Here is a 13,202-nt window from a genome sequence, read left to right on the forward strand (position 1 = left end):
ACAGAATGTTGCAGTAGTTCCTAAAAGTAATGACAATAAACTTTTAAAATAGTATAAAGATAATAAATAGAATACATTAGGGGAGCGATTATGGCACAGATTAAAGTCTATGGAATTAAGGAATATCTGAGTCCAATTCAGTCTGAACTTTCGGATCTAATTCATGAGTGTGTTATTGAAGCATTCCAATATCCTGTAAACAAAAGATTCCATCGATTTATTGGATTAGAAAAAGAAGATTTTTATTTCCCTGATGATCGCTCTGATCGATATACCATTATTGAAATGAGTATATTTGAAGGGAGATCCATCGAATCTAAGAAAAGGCTAATCCATCTTCTGTTTAACCGACTACATAAGCAGTTAAACATCAATAAGAATGATTTAGAAATTACAATATTTGAGACCGCGCAGCATAATTGGGGAATTAGAGGACTTCCGGGGGATGAGCTTACATTAAATTATAAGGTGGATGTGTAAGAGAATAAGAAATGAGTTGAAGATATGAAGAAAAAAGTAGTTTTAGCCGGTGGTACTGGTTTTATTGGAACATATTTTGAAGAGAAATTTAATCATCTGGGTTATGAAGTGAAAATCATATCAAGACAACCACGTCATATTTCTTGGAATCATATGTCTGACATTGTAGAAGCATTAAATGATTCCGAGATGTTAATCAATCTTGCCGGTAAGTCTGTAGACTGCCGTTATAATGCACAGAACAAGCAAGAGATTTTTAATTCAAGAACAGAGACAACCCGTATACTTGGGCAAGGCATATTAGCATGTAACAACCCGCCCTCCTTATGGCTTAATTCTAGTACGGCGACGATCTATAGATATGCTGAGGATCGGCCCATGACAGAGGAGCAAGGTGAGCTTGGATCGGGCTTCTCTGTTGAAGTGGCAAAAGAGTGGGAGAAGGCATTTTTCTCTTTTCAATTACCTCATACTCGGCAGATTGCCTTAAGAATTGCCATTGTATTAGGTGAAGATGGAGGTGTGATTACGCCATTCAAAAACTTAGCCAAATTCGGATTGGGCGGATCGCAGGGAACGGGTAACCAGAAGTTCAGTTGGATTCATATTGAGGATTTATATCAAATCATTCTTTTTATTCTAGAGAACAAAGAGTTGAATGGAGTCATCAATTGTTCTTCCCCTAATCCGGTTACGAATCGTGAATTAATGGATGAGGTTCGCAAAGTAATGAATGTAAAAGTGGGAATACCAATACCCAAATGGCTACTCGAAGTAGGTGCAGTTCTTATTAAGACAGAAGCCGAGTTGGTATTGAAGAGTCGTTGGGTTATTCCGGATAGACTTGAGAAAGCGGAATATACGTTTAAATACAATACCATTAATCAGGCACTTCAGAATGCTCTAAAAGGCACCCTCAACTAACAGTAATAGAAATCGCTCACGCTAGCTTAGTTATTCAAAGATACCAATTGGTGGAATAGACGATAATTCCTATGTTAAACTAACCCTATATTTATCTGAAATACTGCAATGATAAAATACCTGAAGGGGGACAACGCATGTCTTCACAACCGCAAAATGAACTTGAACTAAAATTAATTAAAGCTTTCGAGGATGCTTCAGCCAGAGCTGATTTTTATATCGAGCTACAAAAATCGCAAATTTACGCAATCCAAGGTAATGGACCTGAAACGGTAACGAAAGAAAAGACCTTATCACAAGGTGAGACCGTACAATTGTTAAATATCGAAGGGAACGGAAAAATATATATCCCTATTTTTTCATCCATCACCCGTATGCAAGAATTTATTCAGGAAGAAGTACATTATCTTTCGATGAACGCAAAAGAACTATTTCAATTGACTAAGGGAGCCGATTTGTTGCTCAATCCTGGTTCTGAGTTCGGTAAAGAATTTTCGTCAGGTGAAATTGAGTCCATTCTTAATGGTGCTGTGTTCAACGCTCCTGAGTCCTATGTTGTTGAGAAAGATACGAATGTTATGATTGGACAACCTACCACTCCACCTGTGGAACTACTAAATGGACTGCGAACGTTATTCGCAACTCTAAGCCAAGTAGAATGTGCTTATAACGCTCAAGTATATAATCCTAAAACGGATGAGAAGCCGCATACGCTGATTGCTATACGTTTTAATGGCGGAGGAGACGAGCTTATCGCCGCTGCAGGAAGAGTTACTGAATCGGTGAGCATTCCGGATCCGCCAGTGGATTACGTTCAGTTGGATGGGAACTCTGGTCTTGAATCCTATTTTGAAAAAGAATGTATGCCTTTCTATCAAAAATAAGAATAAATAAGTAGGTAAAAATACGCCCTATGTCTTAGAGCAGAAGATGCTGAGGCTGGGGCGTGTTCTATATAAAAGTAGCAAAGAAGTCTATGTAAAGAAGCGAAAGTAACACTCATGGGGGGTGAACACACATCAAAATAAGCGGATCATTGTGCGAAATAATCATGAGATTATGGAGTATATCAAGAATGAACAAAATATCCTAATATATCCTACAATGTGATATTATTTCAATGTAATATTAAGACTATAAACCAGCGTAGTAGAGTACGAAAGAAAAGCTTTAAGATATTAATCTTAAGCTTTTTTTACTATAAAGAGGAGGGAAATCAATGCAACATATCATTAACTCTGCGAAAGAAGTCGCGGTACAGGTCATAAGAGAAGCAGGGCTGATTGCGAAGGAACGCTTCGATACACTCTCAACGATTAACGTGAAAGACGAGTATGGTGATGTGGTAACAGAAGTGGATTTTCAATGTGAGGCAGTGATTCTAAAAGCGATAAACGAGCATTTTCCAGAGCATCAAATCCGAAGTGAAGAAGCCGGCAGCAACAATAAGGAAAGTGACTGGCTATGGATGATCGATCCACTTGATGGTACGAATAACTATGCGATCAGTCTTCCGATATTTGCTATTTCGATCACGCTGATATATCAAAAGGTACCGGTGTTGGGTGTCGTCTATGAACCGATGACAGATCGTCTATTTGTTACAAGTATTGGCGAAGGATCTTACTGCAACGATAAAGCAATAAGCGTGAAGGAAAGTACAAATGTACATAGAGCGAATCTTGGATGGATACAGGGCCATGGTGTACAAAATGATGTGAAAGCGGTCCAACTGAGAAATCATATCGATACGCATTGTAAAAGAATGATGAGATTATGGGCGCCCACACTTCAGTGGTGCATGTTAGCCAGAGGCGATTTGGATGGTATCGTCCTGTATAACTCAGAAGGTGATGATTTATATTCTGGCATCCTCATGGTCAAAGAGGCTGGGGCAATCGTAATTGATTTCAATGGAAATCCGTTTACTGAAATGATGGAAGAGCCTTATTTAATTGCATGTCATCCAGCTCATCAGGAGTATTTTATGAAATTAGTCGAAGAAGGACTGAGTTAATGGGGCATTTTAAAACAATGAAATTCTTTGATAAACATAATCAGGAGTTTGAAATCAGATCAGCATCACCGAATGATGCACAACAGATTTTAAAATATAGTCAGGAACTGTTCCTTTCAGATTCAGAACCTTATTTACTTACGACGACCGAAGAATTTAATGTAACCCTTGAACAAGAGTGTTCTTGGATTGAGTCAATGGAAAAAAAGCCGGGATCTATCATATTAATGGCCGAAGTTCAGGGTGAGGTTGTTGGACTACTGGATTTCAATAATGGGCATAAGCGGCGCATGGTGCATACGGGTGAATTTGGAATGAGCGTCAGATATGATCATAGAGGGCGCGGCATTGGTAAGGTACTACTTCGATCACTTATAGATTGGGCAACAGAGAATCCTTTAATCGAAAAAGTTAATTTAGACGTATTTGCTACGAATGATCGAGCGATAAGTTTGTATCAGAGTATGGGATTTATTCAAGAGAGCTTTCGTAAGAACCATATTAAACTTGGGGATGGAGAATATATAGACTTAATAGGAATGGGGCTAATCTTAGAAAAACCGGGAGTGATCTCTGAGAAGGACTTCATCATTGATTGTGGTGACATTTTACTAAGAGAATATAAAGTAGAAGATTTAGATGCGCTATGCGCGCTTACTCAGCAGCCTGAAATCAAAGAATTCTTACCGGACTGGGATGTGCCCAAGGAACAGAGATTGGACTGGCTGATCAACTATGAAACTGTGGATAATCAAAGGTTTCTTGAGGCGGTAGCGAAGGATGGATACGTAGAGGATATTTGTTTGCGCTTAGGCATTATTTTGAAAGAAACAGGGGAGTTTATTGGCTGGTGCTGTTCCGGTATGAAAGAAGAACTGCCAGCACCGAATAGAGAGATCATGTATGCCATTTCTGCGGCTCATCGAAATAAGGGATACGTTACGCAAGCAGTCGGTGGAATGATGCAATATTTATTTGAAAATACCAATGTGGAGCAATTGAACGCAATCGCTTTGATTCGGAATATTTCTTCTAATAGGGTGATTCAAAAGATTAGATTTGAATTTGTGAACACAATTAAGATCGATGATGAGTCATATAACTGGTACAAGTTTACGAAGCAAACCTACATCCATATGAGAGATTCGACAGGTTTTAGGAGTCCATCCGAACAAGAACTAATAAGCGTTCTCGAATCAAATGGATACGAAAACAAACCGTTTGCAACAAAGTATTATAGCGATCATGCCATCGCAATTGGTGATCATTACGCATGCAGAGTGAGTATGAACATTGATAATGAGATGCAGTATATATGCGATTCTTGGTAAGAAAGCAATCATGGCAAGATCGCTGTAAAAGCATTAGGATGCGGTATTGGGATTCTCATTCAACGCGAAGACTTATTAGAGTATGGACGGAAAGTGAGAGTTACGTTTAAAGATAACATCACGGTCTGGATGACAATGAAGCATGAGCAGGGATTGATTATTGACCATCCGCTGGGAAAGGAAACTGTTTCTTCACAAGCTAAGGTGGAAATTTTTAATAGTGAGGGAGCAATTATATATCAGAATGATTAATGATTTCTCTGCACTACATGATTATGTTTCAACGATACAAAGTTCAATTTCGGCTACAGCAGCTGCGGTATATATTTTAAAGGATGGCCAGTGTATCAATGAATGGTACGCAGGTTTCCACGGAAATAATGAAAATAGTCGATTAGTTGATGCAGTCTCAGTTTAATGTGGCATCAGTTAGAAAGACATATTTAGGCTTAGTTGTAAGCCTAGCCATCTATGAAGGGAAAATTCATAGTCTAGATGATCTTGTTACAATATATCTGGACGAATTGGATGAAGACATCGTTAAGGGAATAACGATACGCCATTTGTTGACTCATACCCACGGATTACAGAGTCAGAATCATCGGCTTTTCCCGCCGGGCACGGATTGGAGATATAACAACACTGGTGTTCATATGCTGATAGCAATCATCAGGAAATTATATGATCAGTCTTTCCAGAAGTATTGAAAGAAAGAGTTTGCCTGCCAAGTGGTTACAAGGAGACGGGGTGGAGACAAGAAGCAAGTGAAGAACTAGTTTGGCTCGGTGAGCAATATACTGGAGATTTGGGGGATGAAGCGAATCTATTTGTAAGTGCCCGAGAATTAGCAATGTGGGGACATCTACATCTCACAAAAGGGTTGATACAGGGCAGACAGATCCTTCCCCAAAAAGTATTTGAACAAGTCACTTCAATGATTAGTCCACCCAACCTGAAACCCAGTTTGCCAAGGAATGGTTTTTTCTGGTTCATACAAGATATACCTCGATCAAAGTCAGAACTAGGGGATGAGCTTCCCAGTGGTTCTTTTCAATCCCTAGGAGCAACTGGTTGTGTTTGTCTTGTCATTCCTCAACATCATACGGTTGCCGTGCGAATGTATAATCAAGTGGGTCCCAATCCAGAGGGATATGATTACCTAGAAGATATTAAGACGTTTGGAAATATGGTGTACTCGTCTATTCAAGGATACGAAGGAAAGAGGGAATAGGAGAATTAATGATTCGAGATACAAAGAATATTTTAATTAAGCTAGAGGAGTGAACTCTATGAAAAAGGTACTTGAAGGAGAGCGAATTTACCTTCGCCCTTTTACAAATGAAGATTCAGAACTTTATTATGTTTCTCTATTAGATAAGGAAATGAGAAGGCTAACAGGAACAAAGAAGATTTTTTCTAAGAACATGATCGAAAAGCATATTGCTCGAATTGCTGAGGATGATGAACGAATCGATTTGTTAATTGTGCTTAAAGAAGAAGACAAGGTAATCGGCGATATTGCGCTACTGGATATTGATCTAAACAATCGGAATGCACATATGCGTATTGCTCTTTTTAATGATGAAGAATGTAGTAAAGGGTATGGTACAGAGGCCATGAGAATATTACTTAATTATGGATTTGGGTCTTTGAACCTCCATCGAGTGGAGCTAAATGTATACTCATTTAACCCGAGGGCGATTAAAGCGTATGAGAAACTGGGCTTTGTTAAAGAGGGAGTACAAAGAGACATCTTATTTTACGACCATGAATACCATGATGCTATTACCATGAGTATTTTAGAAGATGAGTTTAAATAAACCTTTAATCATGAAGATGTCCGCTTGATCTTGTTGATATCGTATACGGATAATCTAGTACTTGTATCGGTTCTTCTTTTTCATGCTCAATAACAATCTCTAATGGAAATATTTCAGCGTTCTTATTCGATCCTAACCATTGCCGACCAAGGACTGAAAGGATCAATAAACCTTCTTCATCTCCAATGGGTGTGAACGTAGGACTGCTCGATTTATAAATCTGTTCATTGTATTGATGTAATAGATAATCAGAAAGGATGGTCACATCCACTGCGGGCAACCCAATTTCACTTATATTTAAGAGGTCTTCAGATGTAAAAGTACCGTTTGATGTACTCGGACTATTATGGCGTGCAATCAATTCCATGATGTTTCCAACGGAATCATAAAAGTATACAGAGTGAGAATTCCAAGTTTCCGAATATGTATCCACTAAATTAATGACAATCCCTTTCGCCTGCAACCAAGAGATGGCTAAGTCCATTTTGCTTTCCGTAATATTGAATGCTACATGGTAAAATGGATGTTCAACCTCATTACTTTGTACAAACGTTAATTGGGATGACCCAATTTGAAAAGAAACATGATCTGAGGAGCGTTCTATTAAGGGGAGCTGCATTCCAGTATAGAAATCGATGATTGCATCGAGATCATTCGTAAGTAAATTAAGCATCTGAATTTTCATAAGAAATACCTCCCTGGGAATATCGAAATGATGATTTATGTACTTAATATACATTAACGTATATTAAGTAACAAAGATATATTTTTAACTTGAGGAAAGGAGAAGAACATTCGATGTATAGCATAAGGACAGTTCAAAGCGACGATGTACTTTTTATGGGAAATGTTATATGAATCCATGTATGTACCGGAAGGACATGAGCCATTGAGCAGAGATATATTGCAAGATCCACACATCTCTAAATACATGGAGGGTTGGGGGCGAAAAGGGGATTATGGCTTGGTCGCGATTTCGGAAGGGAAACCGGTAGGTTCAATCACAATTCGATACCTGAGTGAAGATAACAAGGGATATGGTTATGTTAGCGATGATATTCCAGAACTAGGCATGGCCATTTCACAAAATTACCGAGGACAAGGAATTGGATCAGCTCTTTTACATAGACTTTTTGAAGACCTTAGATCTAAGAATGTTACAAAGGTTTCCTTAAGTGTAGATCCCAATAATAGAGCAGCTATGAAATTATATCGGAAATTTGGCTTTCATAAAGTTGGTATGGAAGGAACATCCATAACGATGGTAGCGAATCTGAACAGAAACCATGCAATTGAATTCATAGCGATTTCTAAACATCGAATGATTAATCATTATCTTCCGAAGCTTAAAATATGTTTAGAGCAGTTAAATCACACGATGATCTGGCATAAAGAATCGGATGATTCGAATAGCATAGGTGGAATTGTGTCGCATGTCATTGAACATGTAAATCGAAATACACTGCGATTAGTTAACCCTGATGTGATCTTAAGCCAAGGCTTTGAAGATTACTTTCCGGATGTAGATGTAGATAAAGTTATATTACTGGATAAACTGGAGATCACTTTTTCAAGATATGCTGAAGCGATGGATCTTTTAAGCGCAGATCAACTCCATATGTATAATATGTACCATGTTGTTGAGCACACGGGATATCATTTAGGTCAAATCATAGACAGAGCCCAGCGGATCACCGGAATTCAATTTCAATTTGTGCAAAATGGGATTAATGAAAAGCAATTAATGAAGATGGTTGAAGAGGAAATAGGTTAATAGAAGAAAGGACGTGGACAAAGTGAGAGCACCTAAACTAGTAGCAGGAGACGAAATACGTATCATTTCTCCTTCCAGAAGCATGTCATTAATTGCGGTCGAACAGAGACAACAAGCTGAGAGAAAATTAGAGAAACTAGGCTTTAAGATCTCCTATTCCAAAAACTGCTTAGAATCGGATGAATTTGTATCATCGTCGATTCAATCAAGAATTGAGGACCTTCATGAAGCTTTTTTTGATTCTAATGTAAAAGGAATTTTGACCACCATCGGTGGATACAACTGTAATCAATTATTGAAATATATTGACTATTCAATAATTGCATCGAATCCTAAACGTCTTTGTGGATACTCCGATATTACGGCGTTAAGCAATGCAATCTATGCGAAGACAGGATTAATCACATACTCCGGTCCACATTTTTCAACTTTTGCAATGCGCTATGGAAATGAATTCACGATTGAATATTTCAAGAAAATGATGATGCAGGATGAAATCGTACATATTCACCCTTCGGATCAGTGGAGTGATGATCCATGGTTTATGGATCAGGAGAACCGCGCTTTTATTCAGAATGAGGGTCCGTATGTCATTAATGAGGGAGCAGCAGAAGGAACGATTATCGGGGGGAACCAGTGTACGTTTAACCTCTTGCATGGGTCTGAGTATATGCCGAGTCTAGCGAATTCGATATTATTTATCGAGGATGATTTTGAAGCGGGGCCAACCACATTTGATCGAGATTTGCAGTCTATTATTCAGCAACTTGATTTTACAGGTGTTAAAGGTATCGTAATTGGAAGATTTCAGAAATCAGTAGATATGAAGAAAGATGTACTCAAACAAATTATTAAATCCAAATCAGAATTGAATCAGATTCCAGTGATCGCTGATGTCGATTTTGGACATACATCTCCACTAATTACATTCCCCATAGGTGGACAGGCATCGATAAAGGCTAAAGGCAACATCGTCGAAATCAGTATTTCTGAGTGAGAAAATGTCAGTCATATATCGATGTTTCGCATCATAAACTAAAGATAAATAATGAAAGGTCGAGCAGGATAACACTTGCCTCGGCCTATTTAATTCTCATTTCTTATTTGGAAACATTAGCCATATTAAGAAAAATCGTATAATCTATATAAATAATGTAGTTGAAAGGTGTGAACGTATGGGTTTTTTGATTGTCATTATCGTGTTATTGCTTGTAGCTGGAATCTATGGAAACCAATATATGGCGGTAAAGAAAATGGATGAAGTTAAAAAACAGTTAGATGAGATCCAAATGAAGTTAGAAAGAGTAGAAAGAGTTACTAGACGCTCATAGCTCATTAATAACTTTAAGAGGAGAATGAAAATGGAAAACACAGAATTTGAAAACACACACACCGAAATTACAAAATTAAATACGTTCTCACCTTGGTTGTCGATCTGGGTAAAGCCAAGGTGGACCATTCGCCAGTTAATCGATCTTAATTACAAGAAGTATATGCTTCTAATCAGTTGGATCGCAGGAATGATCTCCGTATTGGATCAGGCCTCAAATAAGAATTGGGGAGATCATATCTCACTATGGACTATCATTGGAATTGCTATAGCCGGCGGCGCGGTGTCAGGCATATTGGGACTATACTTAAGTAGCTACGTTACAAAAGTTGTAGGTAGCTGGCTTGGGGGTAGAGCAAATTTCAGTGAAATGCAAATTGCCATTGTTAGAGGAGGCTATGTTCCCTCTATTATTATAGGATTATTATGGATTCCTGAATTGCTACTTTTCCGAGATGAGATGTTTACTCAAATGACGCCAAGAATGGATGAGAGTTCAACTTTGACGATATTGTTTGTCATCATTATTGTTATTCAGTATGCTCTGGCTATTTGGGCTATGATTATAGGTCTAAAATCCATTGGAGAGGCGCATCGCTTTTCAGCTTGGAGAGCATTATGGACTGTGGTTATCCCGATCGTAGCATTTGTTATCGTGCTTAGCATCATTATTGGAATCGTCTACTTGCCTATTATGAACTAACAGCTTAAGGAGATGACTATGAAATTAAGATCAACGTTCAAAGAAATCAATACTATTGATTACATCCTTATCGCCCTGTGTGCAGCATTATTGATTATCTTTGGTACAAGCTTTGGAGTTCTCTTCCTATGTATGGCTTGTGTCATGTTTATGATACTTCGAAGAATTGATTATAAGAAACATGTTATGGTCAAAAGAATACTTATTTCGTGTTTTGTGCTGGGTGGGGTTCTATTTATCATCGTAGAATCCTTGGTTATATCTGACTTCGGTGATCATGACCTTAATGTATCAGATGCTGATTATGTTGTCGTGCTTGGCGCCGGCATTAGAGGAACAGAATTATCCTTAACACTGAAACAGAGACTTGATGCCAGTCTAACTTACGCAAAGAGCCATCAGAATATTCCGATCATTGTATCTGGTGGTCAAGGCCCGGGTGAAGATATGACAGAAGCGCAGGCAATGAGTAATTACTTAATCCAGAATGGAATAGCAAAGGATCGAATAATTCTTGAGAACCGATCAACCAGCACGGAAGAGAACCTTGAGTTTTCTAAGGCTATTATTCAAAAAAATGGAGCCTTCGTGCATCCCCGAATTTTGATCGTAACGAGTGACTATCATATGTTTAGAGCGCGCTTTATTGCAAAAAGGCTGGGTTTCGAAACCTTTGCGATATCTAGCGATTCGCCGCTTCATTTGAAGCCTTCGCATATGATTCGAGAATTCTTTGCCATGGTCAAAGTATTCTTATAAATATTATTTCATCCCTCAGGAGGTGTTTATGGAGCATATTAAGGCCATTATTTTCGATCTAGATAACACGATTTTAGATCGGACGAGCACCTTTAATCGATTCACAGACTCCTTCGTGCAGACGTATTTTAATCATGTTGAGTCAACACTAGCGATCTTTGATAGAATCATACATCTTGATCAAGATGGGTACAAAGACAAGGGTGAGCTATTTCATGAATTACTAGATGAATTACCTTGAGCTCCAAACCATCACATGACGAATTATTAGCATTCTACAGTACAGAGTATGTGAGAAGTGCTGTGTTAATAGATCAAGCGAAGGAAGTTGTAACTGTTTTGAGAAAGAAATATAAAACAGGCTTGATTACCAATGGGAAGACAAATATTCAATATGGCAAAATAGATCAGATCGGAATGCGTAATGACTTTGATATTATTATCGTGTCAGAGGAAGCAGGCGTTAAGAAACCAGACCCTTCTATATTTGAAATGGCCTGTACTGCACTTGATGTTAGGTCTGAGGAATGTATTTATATTGGAGATCATCCAATGAACGATATCGAAGGTGCTTTCAGGGCAGGGATGGAAACGATATGGATGCAGGCGAATCAGCCTTGGCAAGATGGGTTAACAGCGAAGCCGCTTCATACGATAGATCAATTAAGTAAACTAAAAGAGCTGCTCTAAAGAGCAGCTCTTTCCTTTTGTTTTATCGTCAGAAGCTTACGTTCTTTAAACATAAAGTAATACATTGCCGATGCGCTTATATATAATACTCCTGTAATACTAAATGTGAGTGCATAACCCCAATACGTGCCGTATGTGGTGAGGAGATACGATTGTACAGGTCCCATGGTGGCCCAGCCAAGCATAAAAGCGGTTTGTGTCATAGAGTTGGCAATGCCTCTCCTACGATCCGATACCCGGTCGACGATAATAGATGAATGAATAGGGTTCGCAGCATTCATGAGTGCTTGACGAAACAAGAAGCTAATCGAAGCGATCAAGATCATATTCGTGAATCCGGTTAGGAGCAGGAATGGCAGAGACATCATTTGAAAAAGAACCACAGCTTTTACAGGTCCCACCCGATTCGCTAGCGATGGACCAATAAGCATGGATACGATCGTAATGACCTGTCCCAGGGAAATCAATACGCCGATAGCAGTTAGTGATACAGAGAATCGGTTGGAGAAATATAGATTTAAATAGGGTACGACGAGCCCAGACCCGAGTCCTACAATTAATTGCGCAGTAGTAAATTTAAAAATCGTTTTCCAATCATCTTTGTCACCTGCTTGCAGTCGTGTAGAATGATTAGTAGGAGTGGAAATGACAGGAGACTTCAATCGAACCGTTTTCTTAACAAATAAAAGAGGGATGAATGCTAACACACTCGCTGCTCCTCCAGCGAATAGCACGGTTTGTAGACTGGAGATTTTACTCCAGCCTGCTGCTTGAAGTTCATCTGCTAAGTAACCCCCACCAATGCTTCCAACCACTTGTGCAGCCAGCACTAATGAGAAATGATAGCTAAATAGTTTGAGTCGTTGCTTCTTTTCCGTATTTTCTGCTAGAAAGGGAACGGCAATGACTTGGAAAAAAGCTGCGAATATCCCTGCTGATATCGAAAGTAAAATGAGACCAGATTCCCCAGTGACAAAGGCCCGCCCCATAAAACTTAGTCCCGTAAAGAGTGCACCAATCATTAGAATCTTCTGATGACTTGTGCGGTCTCCAAGTAACCCAATTGGAATAAAAATAAGCGCTGTAGCTAAGGATTGAACACTGACAATGGTCCCGTTCATCGTATCCTGGTAACCAAGCGCCTGAATGTAAAGATTGTATAGCACCATAAACATTCCCGTGCCGATTTGATAGAGCAGGTTGGTCAGAAAGAAAAGTCGAATATTCCGATTGAATAATTTCCATTCTGATGATAGTCTCTGTACAAGATGCATGGCTTTTTTTATCCTCCGGTCAATTATGATCTATTTCCTTATTGTAGCAAGGCGAGCTGACGGTGGGAAGGTTAAAGTTCAAATTCTTGAAGGGATGATA

At 38.8% G+C, this 13,202-nt stretch carries 16 protein-coding genes and 1 pseudogene; 15 read left to right on the top strand and 2 right to left on the bottom strand.

The annotated features are described in order from the left end of the window. Positions 1–90 precede the first annotated feature (90 nt). The 8 genes and pseudogenes from JCM16418_RS00210 (at position 91) to JCM16418_RS00240 (ending at position 6,572) form a co-directional block, all read left to right on the top strand. Positions 91–480 carry a tautomerase family protein gene (locus JCM16418_RS00210; RefSeq protein ID WP_036645042.1) on the top strand — a complete coding sequence of 130 codons (390 nt, stop codon included), beginning with the start codon at positions 91–93 and terminating at the stop codon, positions 478–480. A gap of 24 nt (positions 481–504) precedes the next feature. Next, positions 505–1,404: a TIGR01777 family oxidoreductase gene (locus tag JCM16418_RS00215; protein ID WP_036645043.1), complete on the top strand. Its 900-nt coding sequence runs from the start codon at positions 505–507 to the stop codon at positions 1,402–1,404. A gap of 137 nt (positions 1,405–1,541) precedes the next feature. Then, a complete protein-coding gene (locus JCM16418_RS00220) occupies positions 1,542–2,288 on the top strand; it encodes an enhanced serine sensitivity protein SseB C-terminal domain-containing protein (protein ID WP_036645044.1) in 747 nt (248 codons plus the stop codon). Positions 2,289–2,623: 335 nt separating this feature from the next. Further along, a complete protein-coding gene (locus tag JCM16418_RS00225; RefSeq protein WP_036645045.1) occupies positions 2,624–3,421 on the top strand; it encodes an inositol monophosphatase family protein in 798 nt (265 codons plus the stop codon). Continuing rightward, a complete protein-coding gene (locus JCM16418_RS26530) occupies positions 3,421–4,752 on the top strand; it encodes a GNAT family N-acetyltransferase (protein WP_158442396.1) in 1,332 nt (443 codons plus the stop codon). The genes JCM16418_RS00225 and JCM16418_RS26530 overlap by 1 nt, the downstream gene beginning before the upstream one ends. A gap of 220 nt (positions 4,753–4,972) precedes the next feature. Continuing rightward, a complete protein-coding gene (locus JCM16418_RS25515) occupies positions 4,973–5,170 on the top strand; it encodes a hypothetical protein (protein WP_242403660.1) in 198 nt (65 codons plus the stop codon). Continuing rightward, positions 5,154–5,983, top strand: a pseudogene (locus tag JCM16418_RS00235) (serine hydrolase domain-containing protein). Before JCM16418_RS25515 ends, JCM16418_RS00235 begins: the two are co-directional and overlap by 17 nt. Before the next feature lie 58 nt (positions 5,984–6,041). Then, entirely contained in the window at positions 6,042–6,572 is a 531-nt protein-coding gene (locus JCM16418_RS00240; protein WP_036645046.1) for a GNAT family N-acetyltransferase, read from the top strand. Between the two features lie 4 nt (positions 6,573–6,576). Here the strand turns inward: JCM16418_RS00240 and JCM16418_RS00245 are convergent, their stop codons facing one another. Beyond that, positions 6,577–7,257: a VOC family protein gene (locus JCM16418_RS00245; protein ID WP_052019947.1), complete on the bottom strand. Its 681-nt coding sequence runs from the start codon at positions 7,255–7,257 to the stop codon at positions 6,577–6,579. A gap of 177 nt (positions 7,258–7,434) precedes the next feature. Here JCM16418_RS00245 and JCM16418_RS24110 point away from each other — a divergent pair, with 177 nt between their 5' ends. The 7 genes from JCM16418_RS24110 (at position 7,435) to JCM16418_RS00275 (ending at position 11,828) form a co-directional block, all read left to right on the top strand. Continuing rightward, positions 7,435–8,346: a GNAT family N-acetyltransferase gene (locus JCM16418_RS24110; protein ID WP_242403661.1), complete on the top strand. Its 912-nt coding sequence runs from the start codon at positions 7,435–7,437 to the stop codon at positions 8,344–8,346. Positions 8,347–8,368: 22 nt separating this feature from the next. Next, positions 8,369–9,343 carry a S66 family peptidase gene (locus JCM16418_RS00260; protein WP_036646009.1) on the top strand — a complete coding sequence of 325 codons (975 nt, stop codon included), beginning with the start codon at positions 8,369–8,371 and terminating at the stop codon, positions 9,341–9,343. Between the two features lie 178 nt (positions 9,344–9,521). Further along, positions 9,522–9,677: a hypothetical protein gene (locus JCM16418_RS24830; RefSeq protein WP_156327199.1), complete on the top strand. Its 156-nt coding sequence runs from the start codon at positions 9,522–9,524 to the stop codon at positions 9,675–9,677. A gap of 30 nt (positions 9,678–9,707) precedes the next feature. Then, a complete protein-coding gene (locus JCM16418_RS00265; protein ID WP_036645048.1) occupies positions 9,708–10,379 on the top strand; it encodes a YIP1 family protein in 672 nt (223 codons plus the stop codon). Between the two features lie 18 nt (positions 10,380–10,397). Continuing rightward, entirely contained in the window at positions 10,398–11,138 is a 741-nt protein-coding gene (locus JCM16418_RS00270) for a YdcF family protein (RefSeq protein ID WP_036645052.1), read from the top strand. A 28-nt stretch (positions 11,139–11,166) separates the two neighbouring features. Further along, positions 11,167–11,379 (top strand): HAD family hydrolase, encoded by a 213-nt coding sequence (locus JCM16418_RS25520; protein ID WP_242403662.1) that lies wholly within the window; start codon positions 11,167–11,169, stop codon positions 11,377–11,379. Continuing rightward, entirely contained in the window at positions 11,376–11,828 is a 453-nt protein-coding gene (locus JCM16418_RS00275; RefSeq protein WP_242403663.1) for an HAD family hydrolase, read from the top strand. Before JCM16418_RS25520 ends, JCM16418_RS00275 begins: the two co-directional genes overlap by 4 nt. On the opposite strand, the gene JCM16418_RS00280 is transcribed toward JCM16418_RS00275, so the two are convergent. Then, complete coding sequence (locus JCM16418_RS00280) at positions 11,825–13,102, bottom strand: MFS transporter (RefSeq protein WP_052019948.1); 1,278 nt, start codon at positions 13,100–13,102, stop codon at positions 11,825–11,827. The genes JCM16418_RS00275 and JCM16418_RS00280 overlap by 4 nt on opposite strands. Positions 13,103–13,202: the final 100 nt, after the last annotated feature.

Source organism: Paenibacillus pini JCM 16418 (assembly GCF_000576305.1).
In the GTDB taxonomy this organism is placed as follows: domain Bacteria; phylum Bacillota; class Bacilli; order Paenibacillales; family Paenibacillaceae; genus Paenibacillus_AQ; species Paenibacillus_AQ pini.

Excerpts from the sequence above, each read along its gene's own strand:
- JCM16418_RS24830 (WP_156327199.1), top strand. The coding sequence starts at position 9,522 with ATGGGTTTTTTGATTGTCATTATCGTGTTATTGCTTGTAGCTGGAATC.
- JCM16418_RS00270 (WP_036645052.1), top strand. The coding sequence starts at position 10,398 with ATGAAATTAAGATCAACGTTCAAAGAAATCAATACTATTGATTACATC.
- JCM16418_RS25520 (WP_242403662.1), top strand. The coding sequence starts at position 11,167 with ATGGAGCATATTAAGGCCATTATTTTCGATCTAGATAACACGATTTTA.
- JCM16418_RS00225 (WP_036645045.1), top strand. The coding sequence starts at position 2,624 with ATGCAACATATCATTAACTCTGCGAAAGAAGTCGCGGTACAGGTCATA.
- JCM16418_RS00210 (WP_036645042.1), top strand. The coding sequence starts at position 91 with ATGGCACAGATTAAAGTCTATGGAATTAAGGAATATCTGAGTCCAATT.
- JCM16418_RS00265 (WP_036645048.1), top strand. The coding sequence starts at position 9,708 with ATGGAAAACACAGAATTTGAAAACACACACACCGAAATTACAAAATTA.
- JCM16418_RS00280 (WP_052019948.1), bottom strand. The coding sequence starts at position 13,102 with ATGCATCTTGTACAGAGACTATCATCAGAATGGAAATTATTCAATCGG.
- JCM16418_RS00220 (WP_036645044.1), top strand. The coding sequence starts at position 1,542 with ATGTCTTCACAACCGCAAAATGAACTTGAACTAAAATTAATTAAAGCT.
- JCM16418_RS00240 (WP_036645046.1), top strand. The coding sequence starts at position 6,042 with ATGAAAAAGGTACTTGAAGGAGAGCGAATTTACCTTCGCCCTTTTACA.
- JCM16418_RS00215 (WP_036645043.1), top strand. The coding sequence starts at position 505 with ATGAAGAAAAAAGTAGTTTTAGCCGGTGGTACTGGTTTTATTGGAACA.
- JCM16418_RS26530 (WP_158442396.1), top strand. The coding sequence starts at position 3,421 with ATGGGGCATTTTAAAACAATGAAATTCTTTGATAAACATAATCAGGAG.
- JCM16418_RS24110 (WP_242403661.1), top strand. The coding sequence starts at position 7,435 with ATGTATGTACCGGAAGGACATGAGCCATTGAGCAGAGATATATTGCAA.
- JCM16418_RS00245 (WP_052019947.1), bottom strand. The coding sequence starts at position 7,257 with ATGAAAATTCAGATGCTTAATTTACTTACGAATGATCTCGATGCAATC.